Annotated in this window: 20 protein-coding genes and 1 tRNA gene; 14 read left to right on the top strand and 7 right to left on the bottom strand. The window is 63.3% G+C overall.

Going from position 1 to position 19,398, the window contains the following annotated elements:
- Nucleotides 1–126: 126 nt before the first annotated feature.
- The 4 genes from arcA to XH91_RS14085 form a co-directional block, all read right to left on the bottom strand.
- Nucleotides 127–1,389: an arginine deiminase gene (arcA, locus tag XH91_RS14100; protein ID WP_128951155.1), complete on the bottom strand. Its 1,263-nt coding sequence runs from the start codon at nucleotides 1,387–1,389 to the stop codon at nucleotides 127–129.
- A gap of 26 nt (nucleotides 1,390–1,415) precedes the next feature.
- Entirely contained in the window at nucleotides 1,416–2,849 is a 1,434-nt protein-coding gene (locus XH91_RS14095) for a basic amino acid/polyamine antiporter (RefSeq protein ID WP_128951154.1), read from the bottom strand.
- Nucleotides 2,850–2,993: 144 nt separating this feature from the next.
- Complete coding sequence (locus XH91_RS14090; RefSeq protein WP_128951153.1) at nucleotides 2,994–6,056, bottom strand: efflux RND transporter permease subunit; 3,063 nt, start codon at nucleotides 6,054–6,056, stop codon at nucleotides 2,994–2,996.
- Nucleotides 6,053–7,156 carry an efflux RND transporter periplasmic adaptor subunit gene (locus XH91_RS14085; protein WP_128951152.1) on the bottom strand — a complete coding sequence of 368 codons (1,104 nt, stop codon included), beginning with the start codon at nucleotides 7,154–7,156 and terminating at the stop codon, nucleotides 6,053–6,055. Before XH91_RS14085 ends, XH91_RS14090 begins: the two co-directional genes overlap by 4 nt.
- Before the next feature lie 315 nt (nucleotides 7,157–7,471).
- Here XH91_RS14085 and XH91_RS14080 point away from each other — a divergent pair, with 315 nt between their 5' ends.
- From XH91_RS14080 to XH91_RS14055, 6 genes are read left to right on the top strand one after another with little or no spacing between them, the layout of a single operon-like run.
- Nucleotides 7,472–7,966, top strand: coding sequence for a Na+/H+ antiporter subunit E (locus XH91_RS14080; protein ID WP_245477330.1), 495 nt, complete (start codon nucleotides 7,472–7,474; stop codon nucleotides 7,964–7,966).
- Nucleotides 7,959–8,255: an MrpF/PhaF family protein gene (locus XH91_RS14075; protein WP_128951151.1), complete on the top strand. Its 297-nt coding sequence runs from the start codon at nucleotides 7,959–7,961 to the stop codon at nucleotides 8,253–8,255. Before XH91_RS14080 ends, XH91_RS14075 begins: the two co-directional genes overlap by 8 nt.
- Nucleotides 8,252–8,545 carry a monovalent cation/H(+) antiporter subunit G gene (locus XH91_RS14070; protein ID WP_128951150.1) on the top strand — a complete coding sequence of 98 codons (294 nt, stop codon included), beginning with the start codon at nucleotides 8,252–8,254 and terminating at the stop codon, nucleotides 8,543–8,545. The genes XH91_RS14075 and XH91_RS14070 overlap by 4 nt, the downstream gene beginning before the upstream one ends.
- Nucleotides 8,542–9,486, top strand: a complete 945-nt coding sequence (locus XH91_RS14065) for a Na(+)/H(+) antiporter subunit B (protein WP_128951149.1) — start codon at nucleotides 8,542–8,544, stop codon at nucleotides 9,484–9,486. Before XH91_RS14070 ends, XH91_RS14065 begins: the two co-directional genes overlap by 4 nt.
- A complete protein-coding gene (locus tag XH91_RS14060; protein WP_128951148.1) occupies nucleotides 9,483–9,821 on the top strand; it encodes an NADH-quinone oxidoreductase subunit K in 339 nt (112 codons plus the stop codon). Before XH91_RS14065 ends, XH91_RS14060 begins: the two co-directional genes overlap by 4 nt.
- 56 nt (nucleotides 9,822–9,877) lie before the next feature.
- The gene (locus XH91_RS14055) at nucleotides 9,878–11,599 is read left to right on the top strand and encodes a complex I subunit 5 family protein (RefSeq protein WP_245477328.1); all 1,722 of its coding nucleotides are present in this window, start codon (nucleotides 9,878–9,880) and stop codon (nucleotides 11,597–11,599) included.
- Nucleotides 11,600–11,781: 182 nt separating this feature from the next.
- Here the strand turns inward: XH91_RS14055 and XH91_RS40095 are convergent, their stop codons facing one another.
- Nucleotides 11,782–11,934, bottom strand: coding sequence for a DUF3551 domain-containing protein (locus XH91_RS40095; RefSeq protein WP_430648555.1), 153 nt, complete (start codon nucleotides 11,932–11,934; stop codon nucleotides 11,782–11,784).
- A gap of 574 nt (nucleotides 11,935–12,508) precedes the next feature.
- Between XH91_RS40095 and XH91_RS14045 the strand changes: the two genes are divergently transcribed.
- Nucleotides 12,509–13,015: a DUF1269 domain-containing protein gene (locus tag XH91_RS14045; protein ID WP_128951145.1), complete on the top strand. Its 507-nt coding sequence runs from the start codon at nucleotides 12,509–12,511 to the stop codon at nucleotides 13,013–13,015.
- An 18-nt stretch (nucleotides 13,016–13,033) separates the two neighbouring features.
- On the opposite strand, the gene XH91_RS14040 is transcribed toward XH91_RS14045, so the two are convergent.
- Complete coding sequence (locus XH91_RS14040) at nucleotides 13,034–13,747, bottom strand: Bax inhibitor-1/YccA family protein (RefSeq protein ID WP_128951144.1); 714 nt, start codon at nucleotides 13,745–13,747, stop codon at nucleotides 13,034–13,036.
- Between the two features lie 246 nt (nucleotides 13,748–13,993).
- Here XH91_RS14040 and XH91_RS14035 point away from each other — a divergent pair, with 246 nt between their 5' ends.
- The 7 genes from XH91_RS14035 to XH91_RS39405 all read left to right on the top strand — a co-directional run bounded on the left by XH91_RS14035 (nucleotide 13,994) and on the right by XH91_RS39405 (nucleotide 19,138).
- Nucleotides 13,994–14,218: a DUF6894 family protein gene (locus tag XH91_RS14035; RefSeq protein WP_128951143.1), complete on the top strand. Its 225-nt coding sequence runs from the start codon at nucleotides 13,994–13,996 to the stop codon at nucleotides 14,216–14,218.
- 153 nt (nucleotides 14,219–14,371) lie between these two features.
- Entirely contained in the window at nucleotides 14,372–15,811 is a 1,440-nt protein-coding gene (locus XH91_RS14030) for a basic amino acid/polyamine antiporter (protein ID WP_128951142.1), read from the top strand.
- Nucleotides 15,812–16,122: 311 nt separating this feature from the next.
- Nucleotides 16,123–17,241 carry an AI-2E family transporter gene (locus tag XH91_RS14020; RefSeq protein ID WP_128951140.1) on the top strand — a complete coding sequence of 373 codons (1,119 nt, stop codon included), beginning with the start codon at nucleotides 16,123–16,125 and terminating at the stop codon, nucleotides 17,239–17,241.
- Between the two features lie 11 nt (nucleotides 17,242–17,252).
- Nucleotides 17,253–17,846: a hypothetical protein gene (locus XH91_RS14015; RefSeq protein ID WP_128951139.1), complete on the top strand. Its 594-nt coding sequence runs from the start codon at nucleotides 17,253–17,255 to the stop codon at nucleotides 17,844–17,846.
- Nucleotides 17,847–18,326, top strand: coding sequence for a DUF992 domain-containing protein (locus XH91_RS14010; RefSeq protein WP_128951138.1), 480 nt, complete (start codon nucleotides 17,847–17,849; stop codon nucleotides 18,324–18,326).
- 177 nt (nucleotides 18,327–18,503) lie between these two features.
- Entirely contained in the window at nucleotides 18,504–18,815 is a 312-nt protein-coding gene (locus XH91_RS14005) for a twin-arginine translocation signal domain-containing protein (protein WP_164934190.1), read from the top strand.
- Between the two features lie 179 nt (nucleotides 18,816–18,994).
- Nucleotides 18,995–19,138, top strand: a complete 144-nt coding sequence (locus XH91_RS39405; RefSeq protein ID WP_245477327.1) for a hypothetical protein — start codon at nucleotides 18,995–18,997, stop codon at nucleotides 19,136–19,138.
- Nucleotides 19,139–19,311: 173 nt separating this feature from the next.
- Here XH91_RS39405 and XH91_RS13995 read toward each other — a convergent pair.
- Nucleotides 19,312–19,385: transfer RNA gene (locus tag XH91_RS13995), tRNA-Gly, on the bottom strand.
- Nucleotides 19,386–19,398: the final 13 nt, after the last annotated feature.

The raw sequence follows: 19,398 nt of genomic DNA, 5'->3' as shown, positions 1-19,398 counted from the left end.
ACAAACGTCGAAGAAATCCACGCGGCGCCCGATCGGGTCAGTCGCGTTGCCCCAAAGTCCACTCGAAGAAAAAGGCGGATGGCGCCCGACCGTGCCAAATGGGCCTCACGGCCGGACCACTGGATTCTAGTAATCCACCGCATCCCGGACGATCGGACAGGTCATGCAATGACCGCCTCCCCGGCCCCGCCCCAGCTCGGCCCCGACGATGGTGATCACCTCGATGCCTTCCTTGCGCAGCAAGGTGTTGGTGTAGGTATTGCGATCATAGGCGTACACCACGCCCGGGGATGCGCAGACAAGATTGGCGCCGCTATCCCACTGCGTCCGCTCGCGCATATAGGCGTTGCCGCCGGTCTCGACCACGCGCAGCTTCTTCAGGCCCAGGGCTTCAGCCACGACGTCGACGAACGGCTTTTCGTCCTTCCGCAGTTCGAGGCCGGCCGCATTGTCCGCTGGCCGGTAGGAGAAGGCCGTGATGTTGTTGACGATGTCAGGATAGAGCAGCACGCAATCGCGATCGGCAAAGGTGAACACCGTGTCGAGATGCATCGCGGCGCGGAGCTTGGGCATGGCGGCCACGATCACGCGCTCGGCCGCCTTCTCCTTGAACAGGGCCGCGGCAAGCTGGCTGATCGCCTGCCGCGAGGTCCGCTCGCTCAAGCCGATCAGGACGTTGCCCTTGCCGATCGGCATGACGTCGCCGCCTTCCAGCGTCGCCAGTCCGTGGTCCCGCGTTGGATCGCCCCACCAGACCTTGACCTTGCCGGCGAAATCCGGATGGAACTTGTAGATGGCGGTCGCGAGGATCGGTTCTTCGTGCCGAGCGGGCCAGTAGAGCGAATTGAGCGTGACACCACCATAGATCCAGCAGGTCGTGTCGCGCGTGTACAGCGTATTGGGAAGCGGCGGCAGCAGATACTCGGTCATGCCCGCCGCCTCGCGGACAAGCTTGAGCATCTCTCCGCCATGGGCGTCCGGGAAGTCATGGGTCGAAACGCCCCCGATCAGCGTTTCGGCCAGATCGCGCGGCTTGAGACTTTCGAGGTAACCGCGAAGCTCGTCCACCAGGCCGAGGCCGACCTGGTCGGGGACGACCTGGTTGTCGAGGATCCACTTCCTGGCCTCGGGGATCGCGACAGTCTCGGTCAGCAAATTGTGCATCTCGACGACTTCGATACCGCGGTCGCGCATCTTCTGCATGAAGTCGAAGTGGTCACGCTTGGCGTTATCGACCCACAGCACATCATCGAACAGCAGGGTGTCGCAATTGGAAGGCGTGAGGCGCTGATGGGCGCGGCCAGGCGAGCAGACCAGGACCTTCCTCAGCTGCCCGACCTCCGAATGGACACCAAAGGGACTAGACGTGTCCGATGCCTGCTTTGCCATGGGAGCTCTCCCGGGAGTTGTCCTGCCTAGATCGTAATGTAGCCGGTGGCCAATCCGTGGATTCCGACAGCTGCGCCGATGGCGGCTGCGATGAAGATGCCCCACTCGACAGCCGTGAAGACCCTCGCCTTCTGTTCCAGGCGCGCCCAGAAATAGAGTGCGGTGCCAGGCGCGTAGAGGATCAAGGACAGCAGCAGAAACTTCATCCCGGCCGAATAGATCAGGAACAGCGTGTAGATGACGGCGATGCCGGCGAAGATCGTGTCACGCGAGTGCTCACTGCCGCTCTTCTCATAGGTCTCGCCCCTCCTGACGAGCAAGAGCCCGTAGGCCGCGACCAGGAAGAACGGAATCAGCGACATCACGCTCGTCAGATTGAGCATCAGCGCGAACGCATCCTGCGACCAATAAGTGCTGATGACGAAGAGCTGAACGATCACATTGGTGAGCCAGAGCGCCGCGGCCGGCACCTTGTTGGCATTTTCCCTGCCGAACAGCGCCGGCATATCCTTGGTCCGGCCGGCGGCGGAGAGCACCTCGGCACAGATCAGCGACCAGGCGAGATAGGCTCCCAACACCGAAACCAGAAGGCCAATGCTGACGAAGATCGCGCCCCAATGCCCGACGACCGCCTCCAGCACCGTCGCCATCGACGGCTGCCGCATGTTGGCGATGTCGGCGCGGGGAAGCACGGCATAGGGCAGCATGGTCACGAGCACCATGAGGCTCGTCACGATCGCAAACCCGAGAATGGTCGCAGCGCCGACATGCGCGCGCTCCTTGGCGTAGCGCGAATAGACGCTGGCGCCCTCGATGCCGAGAAAGACGAACACGGTGACCAGCATGGTCGCACGAATCTGCTCGAACAGACTCTTGTCCGGCATGCCCTCGCCGCCCCAGAAATTCGCGCGAAACAGGTCTGCCTTGAATGCAAAGACCAGGATAGCGATGAAAACCAGGATCGGCACGATCTTGGCGATGGTGACGACGGTGTTGATTGCGGCCGCCTGCTGGACCCCGCGCAGGATCATGAAGTGGAACAGCCAGATTCCGATCGAGGCGACGATGATCGCGGTCACGGTGTTGCCGTCCCCGAAGATCGGAAAGAACGCGCCCAGCGTCGACTTGATCAGGACCCAATAGGATACGTTGCCGATGCAGCTGCCGATCCAGTACCCGAAAGCTGACAGGAAACCGGGATAGTCGCCGAACCCCTCCTTGGCGTAGGCGTAGACACCGGCGTCGAGCTCGGGCTTTCGCTCGGCCAGCGTCTGGAACACCCGTGCGAGGGTGTACATGCCGCCACCGGCAATGCACCAGGCAAAGATGGCGCCGAACGGACCGGTGGCGATGCCGAAGGTTCTCGGCAGCGAGAAGATGCCCGAGCCGACCATCGAGCCGACCACCATCGCGGTCAACGCGAACAGAGAGAGCTTCTGGATCGACGGCGTCCCGGTCATGGGAAGACCTCGTGACACGCAGGTGCGCAACATCCTGGCCGATAGATTTGCCCGGTCGTTGCACCATGCGCCTCGGGCGGAGCTTGGAATATCGGGTGATCACCTAGTCGAGGCCCGGGATTTCCCTCACCGGGAAACAGCAGCTCAAGACGGCGAAGCAGCGGAAGCCCCGGCTCGCCCCTTCTCGCCAAACCAGGTCACATACAGTGTCGGGAGGAAGACCAGCGTCAGCAACGTCGCAACCAGCAGGCCGCCCATAATGGCGACGGCCATCGGCCCCCAGAACACGGTCGGAGCAATCGGGATCATGCCGAGAACGGTCGACACCGCTGTCAGCATGATGGGGCGGAACCGCGAACTGCTGGCATCCACCGCGGCCTCCCAGGGGCTCTTGCCCTGCGCGCGCTCCGCATCGATCTGGCTGATCAGGATCACCGCGTTCTTGCTGATCATACCGAGCAGGGCGAGAACGCCGAGAATGGTGACGAAGCCCATCGGCCTGCCCGAGAGCAGCAGCGCGGCAACGACGCCGATCATCCCGAGTGGCGCCACGCTGACCACCATGAATAGCCGTGAAAAGCTCTGCAGCTGGACCATCAGAATCGTGAACATGACGAACAGCATCATGGGCACCACCGCGAGGACCGACGCTCGCGATTTTTGGCTCTCTTCCACCGTCCCCCCGACGGCCACGCCGTCGGAGGCAGGAAGCGTCGCCCTCAGCCTGTCGATGGCGGGCGAGAGGGCGTCGACCACCGTATCCGGCAGTACTCCACCGCTAATGTCGGCGCGCACCGTCAGGGTCGGGACCCGGTCGCGTCGCCAGATCAGGGGATATTCCTGCTGGTATCCGAACGTCGCAAGCTGGCCGAGCGGCACCGTCCTTCCGCCGGGCAGCGGCACCTGAAGCGTCCGCAGGTTGGTGAGCGAGATGCGCTGTTCATCGACGGCCCGGGCCACCACGTCGACCAGGTAGATGTCGTCGCGGACCTGGGTCACGGTCGCGCCTGATATCACGGTGTTCAACACGCTCGAGATCGCCTGCGAGCTCAGCCCGAGACGACGTGCCTCATCCTGATCGACGCGAATGTTCAGCTGTCGCTGCGGCTCCATCCAGTCGAAATTGACGCCTTTGGTCCTGGGATCGGAGGCAATGATCTGCCCGACTTTGAGCGCGGTCTCACGGACGCGTTCCACATCGGGCCCGCTAACCCGATATTGCAGCGGCCATCCGACCGGAGGGCCGAGGCCGAGCGGCGCGACCGACGACACGGCACTCGGAAACTCCTCCGCGAGAAGACGCTCCAGCTTCGCCTGCAGGCGCTCGCGCGCTGCAACGTCCTTCGCCACGACGACGGCCTGCGTGAAGAAGCTGTTCGGAAGCTCCGCATTGAGCGGAAGGTAGAAGCGGATTGCACCGCGCCCCACATTGGTGCTCCAGTGGCCGACATCCGGATCAGCGGCCAACGCCGCGTCCAGCCGCTTCGCTGCGGCCTCGCTGGCAAAGATCGACGCATTCTGCGGCAGGCTGAGATCCACGAGCAATTCGGGCCGATCGGATGCCGGAAAGAACTGCTGCGGAATCAACGGAAAGGCAAGAATGGACGCGACGAAGAGCGCCAGCGAGATCGCGATCGTCAACCACCTGGCGCGCATCGCGAGCGTGAGAAGATTGCGATAGAAGCGGAATATCCTGCCGGGCTTGGAGGAGTTCTCCTGCTTCGGCGGCACGAGAATGACGACGCCGAGCAGCGGCGTGAAGATCACGGCGACGAACCACGACACCAAGAGCGCGATCGCGACCACCGCAAACAGCGAGAACGTATATTCGCCGGCCGAGCTCGCGGCGAAACCGACCGGAATGAAGCCGGCGATCGTCACCAGCGTTCCCGCCAGCATGGCGAAGGCATGGCTGCGATATGCGAACGTCGCAGCCTCGACCTTGCTGGCGCCCTGTGCCAGCCGATTGAGGGTCGCATCCGTGGTCGTCATCGCATCGTCGACCAGCAGTGCGAGCGCGATGATCAACGCTCCCAGCGATATCCGCTGCATGTCGATGCGGGCGATCTCCATGATCGGGAATACGATGGCCAGCGTCAGCGGAATGGCCAGCGCGATGATAAGCCCGGGACGGATTCCGAGGCTGATGAAGCTCACGACCATGATGATGGCGATCGCCTGCAACAACGACGTCATGAATTCGCGGATCGCGCTATCGACCACAACGGCCTGGTCGGCGACGAGAACAGGCTCGATTCCGATCGGGAGGTCGGCGGTGATCCGCGCCATCGCGTTCTTGATGTTCCGGCCGAGTGCTAGGATGTCGCCGCCATCGCGCATTGCGATTGCGAGCCCGATCGCCGGCTGGCCGTTGACCCGGAACATCGGTTGCGGCGGATCCGCGTAGCCGCGCCGCACCTGCGCGATGTCGCTGAGGCGGATCGTGCGACCGCCCGCAACAAAATTGACGCTGGCGATGTCCTGCTCCGATTGAAAGCTGCCTGACACCCGGATTGAGATGGTTTCCTGGCCCGTCTGGATCGTGCCCGCCGGCCGGACGATATTTTGCGCCTGCAGCGCGGCAAGCAGAGCCGACCGGTCGATGCCCAAAGTCGCAAGCTCCTGCTTGGAGAATTCGACGAAGATCACCTCGTCCTGTGCGCCCAGCAGCTCGATCTTCGCTACGTCCGGGACCTGGAGCAATTGGGAACGGATATCCTCGACATAGTCCCGCAACTCCCGCTGGGTGAAGCCGTCGCTGGTAAAGCCGTAGACGATGCCGAACGTATCGCCGAAATCGTCATCGAAGCCCGGACCGATAACCCCCGCGGGCAGCGTGTGGCGCATGTCGCCGACGCTCTTCCTGACCTCATACCAGGTATCGGAGACCTGCCTGGCGTTCGCACTTCCCTTCAGGTTGACGAAGATCGTGACGAGACCTGCCTGGGTGAAGCTGCGCAGAAAGTCGAGATGAGGCGTTTCCTGCAATTGGCGCTCGAGTCGTTCCGTCACCTGCTTCATCGTCTCTTCGGCCGTTGCCCCCGGCCAGGCCGTCTGAACCACCATGGTCTTGATGATGAAGGAGGGATCCTCGTTCCGGCCAAGCCGGAAATACGCCAGGCAACCGGTGAACACGGCAACCATCATGACATAGACGACGAGCGAGCGATGCTTGAGCGCCCATTCGGAGAGATTGAGTCCGGTCATGGCCCTGACCCGAGCACGCGCACCTTCTGGCCCGGATGAAGCGCCTGAACACCGGCGGTGACGACGATCTCTCCGGCATCCAATCCCTGCGAGACGATGACCTGTGCCTGGTCGAAGCGCAGGATATCGACATTGCGTGCCGAGACGAGGCTCGTCGCGCGATCGACGATCCAGACGGCCGGCTGCTGATTGATCCGCGTCAATGCGCTTGCCGGTATGTCGATCACCGGCCCGGAACTGCTTTCGACGCGTCCATTCACGGTCGCACCGAGACGCATCGCGGCCGGCGGATCCGTCAGGCCGACCTTGACCTCGAACGTGCGGGTCACAGGGTCGGCTTGCGCTGCGATCTGCCGGATGCGGCCTCGCGCCGTGACTTTCGGATCATCCGTCAGGCTGACGGCGACCTCGACATCGGCCGGTGCCGCTCTGACCATTTGGGCACCAACGTCGAAGACCGCGTCGCGACCGTCCTGTCTTGCAATCTTGGCGATCATTTGCCCGGCCTGAACGACCTCGCCGGCAGCCGGCCCCGTCGCGGTGATCTTGCCCGGCGCGTCGGCGCGCAGCTCGGTGAAACTGACGAGATCATGTGCAGAGCTGACTTGCGCTTCCGCCGCCTCGACCTGCGACTGTGCGGTCTGTCTTGCTTGCGTCGCCGCCTCGAAATTGGCGCGCGTGGTCCACCCCTGCCCCAACAGGGTCTCCTGACGCTCGTAGTGGTTGCGCGCCTGCGTCAATTGGCCTTGGGCTGCGGAAAGAGCCGCCTGCGCCTGCCGCAAATTGCTCAGCTCGTTCTGAGACTCCAGCTGGGCCAGCAGCTGCCCGGCCTCAACCCTCTCGCCAACCTTGGCGTCGTTCGCAAGCAAGCGTCCCGCGATCCGGAAGGCGACGCTCACCTCGTCCTCGGCCTCGATCCGACCCGTGAAGGTCAGCGGCACCAGGCTCTCGCGCTTTTCGATCGTCGTGGTCCGGACCGGTCGCGGCTGTGGTTGCTTCGTTTCCGGCTCGCGTCCGCACGCCGCCAGGATCAACGCGGATGCAGCGACCATCAGCGTCAATGCAAAGACTTGCGACGGTGTCGTTCGGCGGCCGCGCATGGCGATGAGCCCTTCAAGATCCGGACGTGTTGCCGGTCAGCCTTTCCCGAGATCGCGATTTCGCGGTATCGCCAACCGGCATCTTTGCCCAAGGGATCGGCCATACCCATCGGTAAATCTACCCGGTGTGGCCGGATGCAATCGCGGTTGCCGCGGAGCCCGGACGCGGGCCAGCGGCCGGTCCAGTCGTGAACGACATGCCGGCGAGGCTCTAGGGAATTCCCGGCCCCCGATCAGGCAATCACCCAATATCGCCGGTCCGATCAGAAGCGCACCGTTTTGCACTCAATGGCAGGATCCTCAGGGAGACGAGATGTGCGCGCGCACGTCACAGCCGGAGTTCCGTGGCGGAGCGCGACTTCCCGCGCGGCATGGTTTCTTTGCCTCTGGCTCGTGCTCGCCGGCGCCTCTCCCAATGACATTCCGGCTGCGATCATCGCCATCGCCGCAGCAACCTGGACAAGTCTGCATTTGCTGGAGCCTGGCACCGCGCGGCCCTCGCCTCGCGCCATCTTTCGATTGACGTTGCTCTTCCTGTACCACTCCGTCGTTGCGGGAGCCGATGTCGCGAGGCGTGCACTCGATCCGCGGCTGCCGCTGCACCCAGGATTTATCGCGTATCCGACCGGGTTGCCGCGCGGCCCGCGTCGTAACGTGTTCACGACGCTCACCAGCCTGCTGCCAGGCAGCGTGCCGGCCGGAGAAGACACCACGCAGATCCTCTATCACTGCCTCGACGTCGAACAGCCCGTGGTCGAGGACCTCGCTGCAGAGGAGATTGCGTTGGTTCGCGCGCTTTACAATGACTGAGTTTCTGACAGCCGCGGTCGGCTTCGTCCTGGCCATGCTGGCGCTTGGGCTGGTGTCGATCCTGCGCGGTCCCGGGGACGCCGACCGCATGATGGCGACGCAGCTGATCGGGACCGGAGGAATTGCGGCGTTGCTGCTGCTCGGCACCGTAGCGGACGTACCGGCGGCAATCGACGTCGCGCTGACTTTGGCGCTTCTGGCCACCTTCGCCTCTATTGCGTTCGTCAAGAAGGGGCTTCCTCGGTTCGAAACGGAAACCGACGAGACCTCGTCAATGGAGGGCGAATGAGCCTCGTGCGCGACATGACAACGATTGCGGCAGTGTCGGCAGGCGCGTTGTTCTTTTTGGCCGGCACCGTCGGCCTCCTTCGCTTTCCCGATACCCTGACGCGCCTGCACGCGCTCACCAAGGCGGACAATCTCGGCCTCGGTCTCGTCGTGCTTGGATTGCTCCCGCAAGCAGGAGGGCTTCGCGACGGGCTGAAGTTGATCAGTATCTGGCTGCTCGGCCTGCTCGCGGGGGCGACGGTCTCGCAACTGATTGCGCGTGCTGCGCGCCATGGCAAATCGATCAGATGAGCATCGCGACGATCTTCGAGATAGTGCTCGCCGCGGTTTTGCTGGGCCTCGGCGTCTGGACAATCGTCGTGCGCGAGACCTTTTCGGCGACGGTCGGCTTCGTTGCTTACGGACTGCTGGTGGCTCTCATCTGGGTGCGCCTCGACGCTGTCGACGTCGCGCTGACCGAGGCCGCAATCGGCGGGGGGCTTGGCGGCGTGTTGCTGTTGGGCGCGGCCGCGCGATTGCGCGATGCCGACCTGATGGCGTCGGAAACGCCGGGTGAGGTGATGCGGGCGAGCGCGGCAGCACTGTCGGCGCTGATTGCCGCGGCGCTGGCCGGCGCGGTCGTGCTGCTACCCGATGCGGCTCCGACGCTTGCTCCGGCTGCTGTTGCAAATGCCTGGGCAACGGGTCTGTCGAACTCCGTCACTAACGTGCTCATGGCGTTTCGCGCAATGGATACGATGCTCGAGAAGGTCGTCCTGTTGCTGGCAATCGTCGGGGTTTGGTCGCTTGCACCCGACAGCGCCTGGGACGGCCGTCCGGGACCGCGCCACGAGACCGATCCAAATGGCGTTCTCGCCTTTCTTGCACGGCTGTTGCCGCCGGTTGGCATCGTCGTCGGGATTTATATCCTCTGGACCGGCGCCGACCATCCCGGCGGAGCATTTCAAGGCGGCGCCATTCTCGCGTCCATGTGGCTGCTGACCATCATGGCCGGGTTGGCGGATACACCACCCACAGGCCGTCGATGGCTGCGGTTCATCCTCGTCGCCGGGCCCTGCCTGTTTCTGCTCGTCGGCCTCGTCGGCCTCCTGTCCGGAGCTGCGTTTCTTTCCTATCCGCCGGCGCTCGCCAAGCCATTGATACTCGGGATCGAGGTCGCAATGGTCCTGACGATCGCCGCAACCCTCGGCCTGCTTCTCGCCGGCGCGCCGGAGCGGAGTTGGAAGCCATGAGCGGCACAACGGTATTCGGATTCTGCGCTGCTGCCGCGGTCGGACTTGGGCTCTACGGCCTGATCACGAATCCGCAGCCTCTTCGCAAGATCATCGCCTTCAATCTGGTCGGCAGCGGCGTGTTCCTTCTGTTCGGCGTGGTCGGACGGCGCGGTGCAGCAGCGGGTCTCGGCAATGATCCAGTGCCCCAGGCTTTGGTGATTACCGGGGTTGTCGTCGCATTTTCTGCCACGGCTCTCGCAATTGCCCTGCTGCTGCGGTTGTTCAAGGCCGCTGGCACTGCGACGCTCAGTGACGCGCCGTTGCGCGCCGACCCAGATTCGCCCGGTGACTGATGCTGCCCCCCGCCCCAGTGCCGGATGCGGTGACGGCCCCAGGCGGATTCCTGCTGGTGCTGTCGATCGCCGTTCCGGTCGCAGGGGTCTTGCTGGCCTTCGTGCTCGGCGGTCGTTGGGTCCGATTTGTCGTATTCACGATCATCCCGACCATGCTGACGATCGTCGCGGCGACGGTCCTGGTCTTGCCGCGGAGCAAGGGCCCTCTCGTCTACCTGCTGGGCGCCTGGACGCCCCCGTTGGGCGTCGCACTTCGTGCCGATGGATTGTCTGCAGTGATGCTCGCAGCGACCGCGGTCGTGATCTCTGCGGTCTCCGTGTTTGCGATGACCGAATTTCGTCCCACGACGGCCGCACCGCGCGCGCCATTCGCGTTCTGGATCCTGCTGCTGGCGATCTGGGGGGCGCTGAACACAATCTTTGTCGGTGGAGACCTCTTTACGCTCTATGTCGCCCTGGAATTGCTGACATTCGCCGCCGTGCCGCTCGTCTCGCTGGACGGCCGCCCGGAGACACTGCGAGCCGCGCTACGTTATCTGCTGTTCGCACTGCTGGGGTCCGTGCTCTATTTACTGGGCACGGCTCTCCTCTATGGCCGTTATGGCACGCTCGATATCGTATTGCTGTCACGTCGTGTCAGCGCTGAACCTGGGCCGCTCATTGCAGTGGCCCTGATGACAACCGGTCTCCTCGCCAAAACCGCCCTGTTTCCGTTACACCTCTGGCTGCCACCCGCCCATGCCGGCGCACCCGCAGCCGCGAGCGCCATCCTGTCCGGTCTCGTCGTAAAGGGATCATTCTTCATCCTCCTGCGGCTCTGGTTCGACGTCATGCCCGCCCTGCCCGGCTTCGCCGCATCGCAATTGCTCGCTGCGCTCGGAGCCGCGGCGATATTGTTCGGAAGCGTTGTCGCTTTGCGGCAGGAACGCCTGAAACTCCTGATCGCATACTCGACCCTGGCTCAAATCGGCTATCTCTTCCTGATATTCCCTCTCGCCCTCAACACCTCGGGTCAGCTCGATCATGGCCAAGCCCTGGCGGGCGGGTTGCTGCAGGCAATCTCCCACGCCACCGCGAAGGCATCGATGTTTCTGGCCGTCGGATCGATCTACGGCGCCCTGGGCCACGATCGCATCATCGGGCTGGGCGGCGTTGCGCGCGCGCTGCCCTTGAGCGTCCTCGCCTTCGCATTGGGCGGCATCGCGCTGATGGGGGTACAGCCGAGCGGAGCATCCCTTGCCAAGGATTTATTGCTCGAGCAAGCAACCAGCACAGGACAGTGGTGGTGGGTCATCGTGCTCCAGGCCGGGGGAATGTTCACGGCCGCTTATGTGGTGCTGGTTCTGGCGCATGCACTCGCACCCTCGGACCTGCCGATTGCCCTCGCCGGTGACGCGCCGCGCAGCCGCGATCTGGCTGCACTTTCACTCGCCCTCTGTTCGCTCTCACTCGGTGTGGTGCCCTGGGAGCACTATTTGCCTGTTCCGCATGGCGCGGCGTTGAGGTCGTTCGGCCTCGACGCACTGTTCAAATTCATGTTGCCTGCGATGGGAGGAACGGCGCTGGCGATCCTGTTCAGTCCCTGGCCACACAGGCTCGCCCATTCGGCGACCTGGAAGACTCCGACGAGGGGCTTGGGTCCTCTCCGACGCATCTGTCTTGATTTTGGCGGCCTCGTCGAGACGGGCGACGATGGTCTTCGTCAGTGGTCGACGACCGGCATCGCACTACTTCTCGTGACGCTGTTGCTCGCCGCCGCGATGTTCACTGCGAATTGAACCCGTGGACTCGACCGGCCGCATCGTCGGTAATCGTCTTTTTCTCGGGCCCATCCTGCCAGGCGGTCGCGGAACGGCGCACGTCGCTGCGCGGCCATTTCTCGCCGCGCAGCAGTCGTTGCAGATGGCTTGAAATTCACGTTCAAGACAAACGGTCATCGGTCAGCGATAAACTCTGCGCGCTAGGTGCGCCTGCGGACGCAAGTGCCACCCCTTCCGCTGATCGATGCGCGGCATTGCTCTTCAGTATGGTACATACAGCTGGTGCCTCGTCCGTGTATCTTGGCGCACCACTGGATTTCCCGGGCCTGCGCCGGCGAAGCGAGAGCCAACATGCCCGCGGTGAATGTGATTGCAGTTGCAGCGACGATCAACGATAGCGCCGGGACGACCAGAGCAGACGCCCGCGACAGGTTTGATTTCGACATGTTCGTCTCCTTTGTAGAATGCGTTTGCAGAGTAGGCCTTTCGACTCCCCTTAAAAATTAGGTGTTTCAGCAATTTGAAGACAGGGAATGCCTGAGGGTCATATCGTCAGCGAGCTGCCGTAGCTGTTTCCAATTTAGACGAACTTTACGATGCGGGTGGATCGCAGGCGGCGGCTATCCTACTCCCGGCTACATGATGGTCAGTCGACCTGACGCGCGGTAGTTTCGTGCCGATGCAAAAGCGGCGACGTCGAACTGCGACGAACGCCATTCAGGGAGCGTGCGGCGCGACCGGCACACGGGCGCGGTATCGCCGGGGCCTACGATCAGGAACATTCATCCCGACGCGTGAGGGTTTTCGCCGATGCCGCACGCGCGGAGCGACGCTTAATCTCGAGCAGTACGTTCCGCCAGCAGCACCAGCGCATCCGTTTTGCGCTTCTGTCTGAGGCCGCGGAGCTCGATCCAGCAGGAGGTTTCCATGTCTGATCTAGTGGCGATCGTGTACCCATCCGAGGCGAAGGCCGAAGACGTGCGTCAACGCCTGCTCAGGCTGCAGAAGGAATATTTGATCACGATCAGCGACGCCGTGATTGCCGTGAAGACGGATTCCGGCGGCATCAAGCTCAATCAGCTCGTCAACACGACGGCAATGGGCGCGATGACCGGAAGCTTCTGGGGCCTGCTGATCGGCGTGATCTTCCTCAATCCCATCCTCGGTGTCGCGGTCGGCGCGGCATCCGGCGCGCTCGGTGGCGCACTGTCCGATTTCGGCATCGACGATGCTTTCATGAAGGAATTGTCTGCCTCGCTCCACACCGGTAATGCAGCCTTGTTCGTTCTGATCAAGAACATGACCGCAGACAAGGTGCTGAAGGAGATCAAGGACGCCGGAGGGACCGTGCTGAAGACGTCTCTGGATGACGCCAAGGAACAGGCCCTGCGCAACGCGCTCGCAAGCGCCGCCGCGGCGCGGCCAGCGGCCTGAACGGTCTCCCGCGGCGGCTCAGCGCCGGCCGTCGGCGAGGCGCAGCAGCATCATGAACAGGTTGATGAAGTTGAGATAGAGCGACAGGGCTGAAATCACGGACTTCCGGCCCGCCGACGTTTCATCGTCGCCGGCGTCGTACATCGCCTTGATACGCTGCGTGTCATAGGCGGTGAGCCCGGCAAAGACGCCGACGCCCACGATCGAGATCAGCCAGTCGAGTCCGGTCGAGCGCAGGAAGAGGTTCACCAGGCTGGCTATGATGACGCCGATCAGGCCCATGAAAAGAAAGGTGCCGAGGCCGGAGAGGTCGCGCCTTGTGGTGTAGCCAAAGACGCTGAGCGCTCCGAACGTCGCGGCAGCGATGAAGAAGACGCGCGTGATCGAGGCGCTGGTGTAGATGTGGAACAACGTCGAGAGCGAGACGCCGACCAGTGCCGCATAGATGAAGAACAGAAGCCGCGCCGTCGAGACCGACAAGCTGTTGATGCGCGAGCCGATGAAGAAGACCAGCCCCAGCGGCGCCAGGATGAAGACCAACATCAACGGGCTCTGCAGCAATGCCGGACCGGTGAGTTGATAGGTCAGCCACGCGACGACCGCGGTCACGCCGACGCCGGCAGCCATGTAGTTGTAGATGCGCATCATGTAGTTGCGCAGTCCAACATCCAGCGCGGTTGCGCCGGCGCCGGACCCGCCGGAGGCCGTCAGGTTCTGATCATAGTTTGACATTGCTCGTCTCCTCTCAGAGCTCGCTGACCGAAGCGATGCTAGCCTTCGGGTCCAGCGGACGGCATTGGACAATCACCCGAGTGTCGGCGGGGAAACCACCCGATGCGCTGCAATTTGCCGGCATCGGGTCCCCACCATTACATTTCGGCAATTTGGCACCGCCACTGCCGCATCCTCCTTTTGGAGGAGGCCCCTTACGCGTTTGTCACTTGGAAGCCGGCGGCAGTCCGGCTTAATCCATCCGGCATGCGCTTCTATTTCCATATCGTCGACAAGTACGGTCTGTGTTCCGACGGGACCGGATGCGAACACGCCGATCAGGATGCCGCCGCACAGCATGCTCGACGCATTGCCGCCGAGCTCGCAAAGGCCGGCGAATTCTTCCGCTCCGGCATCGTGCTGGTCGCAGCCGGTCGCGAGCCGTCATCCGGCTCCGATCGAGGCCCAACGGCTCTCGCCGCCGAGGCCTGAAGGCAAGGCGCGAACGGCCGACAGGCCGATTTCCTGCCCCTGCTCCCTACAGAGAATCCCTGATGTGCGGGCCGGGAAGCTGCCTTTAAGGTCTTCGCCAGGATTGGCAGGCATCCGTGCCAGCCGCATCTCGGGTTGGAGGGCCGCGCCGTCATGGCACCGTCGTCGAACGAGGCCGATCAAAAGCTCTCCCGTAGCGCGCTCATAGCGCTGGTGGTCGGATCGATGGTCGGCTCCGGCATCTTCGCATTGCCGGCGTCGTTCGGCCGAGCCACCGGCGCACTCGGGGCCTTGATTGCCTGGATCATTGCAGGCACCGGCATGCTGATGCTGGCCTTCGTGTTCCAGTCGCTGTCGCGCCGCAGGCCGGACCTTGATGCCGGCATCTATGCCTACGCCAAGGCAGGATTCGGCGAATACATCGGTTTTGCTTCGGCGGCCGGCTATTGGATCGGCTGCTGTCTTGCCGACGTCGCCTGTCTCATCCTGATCAAGGCCACGCTTGGGCAATTCTTCCCCGTCTTCGGCGACGGCACCACCCCGACGGCGATCGTAGCGGCATCTTTGTTGTTGTGGGGTGTGCATTGCCTGGTGCTGCGAGGCATCAAGGGGGCGGCCGCGTTGAACACGGTTGCGACCTACGCCAAGATCGTCCCGATTGTGGTGTTCATTGCCGTGGCGATTGTCGCAATGGACCCGGAATTGTTCCGGCAGAATTTCTGGGGCACGGAGCCACCGAGCCTAGCGACGGTTTTCGGGCAGGTCCGCAGCACGATGCTGCTCACCGTGTTCGTATTCGTCGGCATCGAGGGAGCGAGCGTCTATTCTCGCTATGCCAGGGATCGCTCGGACATCGGCATCGCGACTGTCCTCGGTTTCCTGGCCGTCCTCTCGCTCCTCGTCCTGGTGACATTGTTGTCCTACGGCGTGATGCCGCGAGAACGGCTCGCAGGCCTTGCAACGCCGTCCATGGCCGGCGTGATGGAGGCGATGGTCGGCCGTTGGGGGATCATCTTCATCAGCGTGGCGCTGCTGATCTCGATCCTCGGCAATTATCTGTCATGGTCGTTGCTCGCGGCAGAGGTGCTGCATTCGGCGGCCCTCAACCGCACCATGCCGTCGTTTCTCGCAAGGGAGAACAAGCGTCAGGTTCCCGTCGGGGCGCTCTGGCTGACCAATTGCGTCATCCAGGCCTTCCTGCTGGTCACCTGGTTTGCCGAATATGCGTTCACGCTCGCCTTGAAGATGACGAGCTCGATGACGCTGATTCCGTACTTCTTCGTTGCGGCGTACGGCTTGAAGCTGGCGTATGGCCGCGAGACCTATCACGGCAGCGGACGCGCCCACATCGTCGACGGGATCCGATCGGCGGTCGCCACGGTCTACGCCGCCGCCATGATCTTCGCCGGCGGCCCGAAGTTTCTGTTGCTGTCGGCAATCCTGTACGCGCCCGGGACGCTGCTGTTTTTCCTGGCCAAGCGCGAACGCAAGGAAGCGGTCTTCAAGCCGTTCGAAGCCGTGATGTTTGCAGCGCTGGCAATCGCCGCATGTGCCGGCGTCTACGCGCTGGCAGTCGGAGTCATCGCGATCTGAGTCCTTGTCCTTGATCACACGGAGGCGAGCATGAACGTCCGGACTGTGTGCGCCGTCTTGATCCTGAGCGGATTGTCAGCGGTTGCTGCACGTCCGCCCCCGTTGTTGGCGCAGTCCACCGTGACAGGCGTATCCGCTCCAAAGGAGAGCGGCGCGGCCGCGCCGGAGGCCGCAACACCCAATACGAATACGAACCCGACAAAGCACCGCTACTGGCGCCATCGCGGCGGAAAGCATCCGCACTTTGGCAGCCGACGCACCCGCACCTAGCTGCCGCAGGCGATAGTCCACTCCCGCGATGGGACGGATCCATGAGCGATTCCAGAACAGGACCGGAGAGGCTCCGCGAGGTCGCTCCACGCGGCGATCCCACCGACCCGCCGGAGGCGCGGCGCAGCATTCTGGTGACCGGCCTCATCCTGCTCGCCGCTTGCGTCTGCCTGTTTCTGGTTTGGCAGACGGTCTCGAGTCTTCTGCTGATCTTCGCAGGCGTGTTGTTCGCCGCGTTTCTCGATGCCTCCGCGCGGGCCGTGGCTCCCGTTCTTCCGCTCACGCGCGTCTGGCGGCTGACGGTGGTCCTGTTGCTGTTCTCGGTCCTGTCGGGATTGGGGCTGGCGTGGGGCGCGGGCAAGCTGCCGGAGCAGACGCGCCTTCTGCTGAAGGTGATGGACGGCCAGCTCGACATCCTGCAGCAGCATCTGCTGTCCTACGGCGTCGACCTGCTCGGCCCGGAATGGGGCCGCGACTTCGCGCAATGGCTGCTCTCGGACCAGGGCCGTCTTCTCAGCCATGCTCAATTCCTGCTCGGCGGAGCGTCGAGCCTTTTGACTGGCGCTCTGGTGGTCCTGTTCCTCGGGGTCCTCTTTGCCTTCGATCCGATCAGCCATCGCGAGAGCCTGGTCATGCTGGTGGAGCAGTCCTACCGCGCGCGGACAAGGGCCGTGATGGACGAGATGGGCAACGTCATGCGGCTGTGGTTTGTCGGACAGCTCATCCGCATCATCCTCATGACGCTGTGGGTCTGGGTCGCACTCTATCTCATCGGGCTGCCTGGACCTTTCGTGCTCGGACTGCAGGCGGGCCTGTCGAATTTCATTCCCTATCTCGGCCCCATCGTGGCCGCCATTCCGATCGCACTCGTCGCGATGCCGCTCGGCAGCTCGCTATTGATCTGGGCTGTCGCCATCTACACCATCATCCAGTCCGTGGAAGGCTATGTGATCGGCCCACTGATCCAGCGTCAGGCGGTCGAAATTCCTCCTGCCTGGACATTGGTCGCGATCGTCCTGCTGGGGGCGCTGTTCGGTGTTCTGGGCATCGCGCTGGCCATGCCGCTGGTCGCAATCGGCCGCGTCGCAATCATCCGATTCTACGTCGAGGATTACCTTGGCGACGGCTCCAGGCAAACCTCCAACAGCGGCAGATCGTGAGTGGACAGCCCATGACCGAGATCGATGTGCACCGAAACGCCGGTACGGAGCCGCCGTTGCCTCAATCCGTCACGGGTCGTTTCCTGTGGCAGCAGCTTCCTTATGTCGTAGCGCTGGTGCTCGCCATTGCGGGCGTTGCCTATACCAACGTCTCCCACCAGCCTCTCGTCGGCTACTGGGAATTCCTGGCACTTGCGATCTGCGTCGTCTGCATCATGACGAAATGGCCGGAAACCCAAGGCAGGGACACCCGGCTCCGATTGATCTGGACCCAGGCGCTGCACTGGATTGCCGTGCTCGTCACAATGAACATTATGCTGGCGTCGGGTGTCCAGCAGTTGCTTCCTACACCGGCAACCGGCCTTGTCCTGCTGACGTTGCTCGCCCTCGGCACGTTCCTCGCGGGCGTCAGCCTTCTGTCGCTGCAAATCTCTTTCCTCGGCCTCGCCATGGGCGTGGCCGTCCCGGCGATATCGTGGCTGAAGCAGTCGGTCTTCTTCTTCCTGCTCGGCGCGGTCCTGCTGATCGGCCTCGGCATCACGTTCTGGCTTCGCCGCGACCGCCAGCCCGCGACTTCGCCCATGAACAGCGAGATGGAGGCTTGAATGCGAATGATACGATACATGTCCATCGGCGCCTTCGCCTTGGTTTGCGCCGCCTCTCCCGCTCGCGCCGACGCATTCCGGGTCGGCAGACTTTTGTGCTTCAGCACGCCGCGCGTGGGGCTCGTGCTCGGATCGGCGCAATCGCTGCGCTGCGTGTTCTACTCCGGAAGACCGCCGCGCCAATACGTCTATGAGGGATTCATCAGGCGCGTCGGTCTTGACCTTGGTGTGACCTCGGCAGGCACCTTGTCCTGGGCGGTCTTCGCCAGGAATTCGCGGATCGGCCCCGCTACCTTGCGAGGCAGCTATGTCGGAGCCAGCGGCAATATCGCACTCGGCCCGAGCCTCGGCGCCAACGTCCTGATTGGCGGCTCGCGCCGGAGCATCATGTTGCAGCCGCTGTCGATCGAGCGAGCGATCGGAATCAACCTCGCTGCAGGCGTGACCAATTTGCGGCTGGGTCCGCGCGGGAGGCGATAGCCGCCCGTGATCGCGCGCCATCGATCGACGCCAGCCAGGTCCATGCGAATATTCCCGCACCGCCGCTCAGGGTTTCGTCGGATGCCGAATTTGTGGGTTCGGAGCTACCCTCGTGCCGATCGTCGCGCGGATCGGGAGAGCGGCGTGGCAAACTGCGTAACGAACGAGGAGAAGACGATGAACACTCCCAGCCGTCGGGCTTTCCTTGGCCTCGCCCAGAATGCCGTTGCCGCCGTGGCGATCGGCGCCATAGGGGTTCGTTTCATCGAGGTGGCGGAGGCGATGCCGATCGCCCCGGATCTTGCCCGCGACCTCAGCGAAGCCCGCAAGCCGTCGGACCTGATCACGCCGGCGCAGTGGGGACCCGGTCCCGGGCCTGGTTGGGGACCCGGTCCCGGCTGGGGTCGCCCGCCCCCGCGGCCGCGCAGGCGCCGCTGGGTTTGCTGGTGGCATCGCGGTCGTCGTCATTGCGGATGGAGGTGGCGCTAGGAACACGTCTCTCAACTCGCGCGATCCATCTGCGGCAGGTTTGTGACGCAGACTGCAGCCCTTGGTGATGGAGGACAACGTTGCGAAACACGAACCAACGGCGACTTGTCATCATACTGGCAGGTCTTCTCATTGCGGCAATTTGGTTCGGCGTATCAGTCTGGAAAAACGCGCCATCAATGCCGCTTTACGGCAACATTCTATTCGCATTGGCCACGATCCTGATGCTGGTCACCGGCTGCGGCCTGATCGCGCTGATGTTCTATAGTCGTCGCAAGGGCTATGACGAACCCGCGCGCACCAATCGGACAACGCCGGAGTAGCAAGCCCCTGGCGAAGCACTGCCCCGCGCAATTCCGAGCCTCGAGCCGGGAGCGGACAATGGACCTTGCTGACGGCCCGACCTGCCGGCGTCCGGATCAGGCTGTTGCCGGCAAGGCTCCTGACGATCGGTCTCGTGACGATCTTTGCCGGCTCGCCAAGCCTCTGAAAAGGCTGGAGCGGGTGAAGGGAATCGAACCCTCGTATTCAGCTTGGAAGGCTGCTGCTCTACCATTGAGCTACACCCGCGACAGGGGCTCCC

Source organism: Bradyrhizobium guangzhouense, assembly GCF_004114955.1.
Classification (GTDB): Bacteria; Pseudomonadota; Alphaproteobacteria; order Rhizobiales; family Xanthobacteraceae; genus Bradyrhizobium; species Bradyrhizobium guangzhouense.
This window is presented reverse-complemented; position numbering and strand designations above follow the sequence as displayed.

Bases quoted from the DNA above. Each gene is read 5' to 3' on its own strand.
- arcA (WP_128951155.1), bottom strand. From the start codon at position 1,389: ATGGCAAAGCAGGCATCGGACACGTCTAGTCCCTTTGGTGTCCATTCG.
- XH91_RS14095 (WP_128951154.1), bottom strand. From the start codon at position 2,849: ATGACCGGGACGCCGTCGATCCAGAAGCTCTCTCTGTTCGCGTTGACC.
- XH91_RS14090 (WP_128951153.1), bottom strand. From the start codon at position 6,056: ATGACCGGACTCAATCTCTCCGAATGGGCGCTCAAGCATCGCTCGCTC.
- XH91_RS14085 (WP_128951152.1), bottom strand. From the start codon at position 7,156: ATGCGCGGCCGCCGAACGACACCGTCGCAAGTCTTTGCATTGACGCTG.
- XH91_RS14075 (WP_128951151.1), top strand. From the start codon at position 7,959: ATGACTGAGTTTCTGACAGCCGCGGTCGGCTTCGTCCTGGCCATGCTG.
- XH91_RS14070 (WP_128951150.1), top strand. From the start codon at position 8,252: ATGAGCCTCGTGCGCGACATGACAACGATTGCGGCAGTGTCGGCAGGC.
- XH91_RS14065 (WP_128951149.1), top strand. From the start codon at position 8,542: ATGAGCATCGCGACGATCTTCGAGATAGTGCTCGCCGCGGTTTTGCTG.
- XH91_RS14060 (WP_128951148.1), top strand. From the start codon at position 9,483: ATGAGCGGCACAACGGTATTCGGATTCTGCGCTGCTGCCGCGGTCGGA.
- XH91_RS40095 (WP_430648555.1), bottom strand. From the start codon at position 11,934: ATGTTGGCTCTCGCTTCGCCGGCGCAGGCCCGGGAAATCCAGTGGTGC.
- XH91_RS14045 (WP_128951145.1), top strand. From the start codon at position 12,509: ATGTCTGATCTAGTGGCGATCGTGTACCCATCCGAGGCGAAGGCCGAA.
- XH91_RS14040 (WP_128951144.1), bottom strand. From the start codon at position 13,747: ATGTCAAACTATGATCAGAACCTGACGGCCTCCGGCGGGTCCGGCGCC.
- XH91_RS14035 (WP_128951143.1), top strand. From the start codon at position 13,994: ATGCGCTTCTATTTCCATATCGTCGACAAGTACGGTCTGTGTTCCGAC.
- XH91_RS14030 (WP_128951142.1), top strand. From the start codon at position 14,372: ATGGCACCGTCGTCGAACGAGGCCGATCAAAAGCTCTCCCGTAGCGCG.
- XH91_RS14020 (WP_128951140.1), top strand. From the start codon at position 16,123: ATGAGCGATTCCAGAACAGGACCGGAGAGGCTCCGCGAGGTCGCTCCA.
- XH91_RS14015 (WP_128951139.1), top strand. From the start codon at position 17,253: ATGACCGAGATCGATGTGCACCGAAACGCCGGTACGGAGCCGCCGTTG.
- XH91_RS14010 (WP_128951138.1), top strand. From the start codon at position 17,847: ATGCGAATGATACGATACATGTCCATCGGCGCCTTCGCCTTGGTTTGC.
- XH91_RS14005 (WP_164934190.1), top strand. From the start codon at position 18,504: ATGAACACTCCCAGCCGTCGGGCTTTCCTTGGCCTCGCCCAGAATGCC.
- XH91_RS39405 (WP_245477327.1), top strand. From the start codon at position 18,995: ATGCCGCTTTACGGCAACATTCTATTCGCATTGGCCACGATCCTGATG.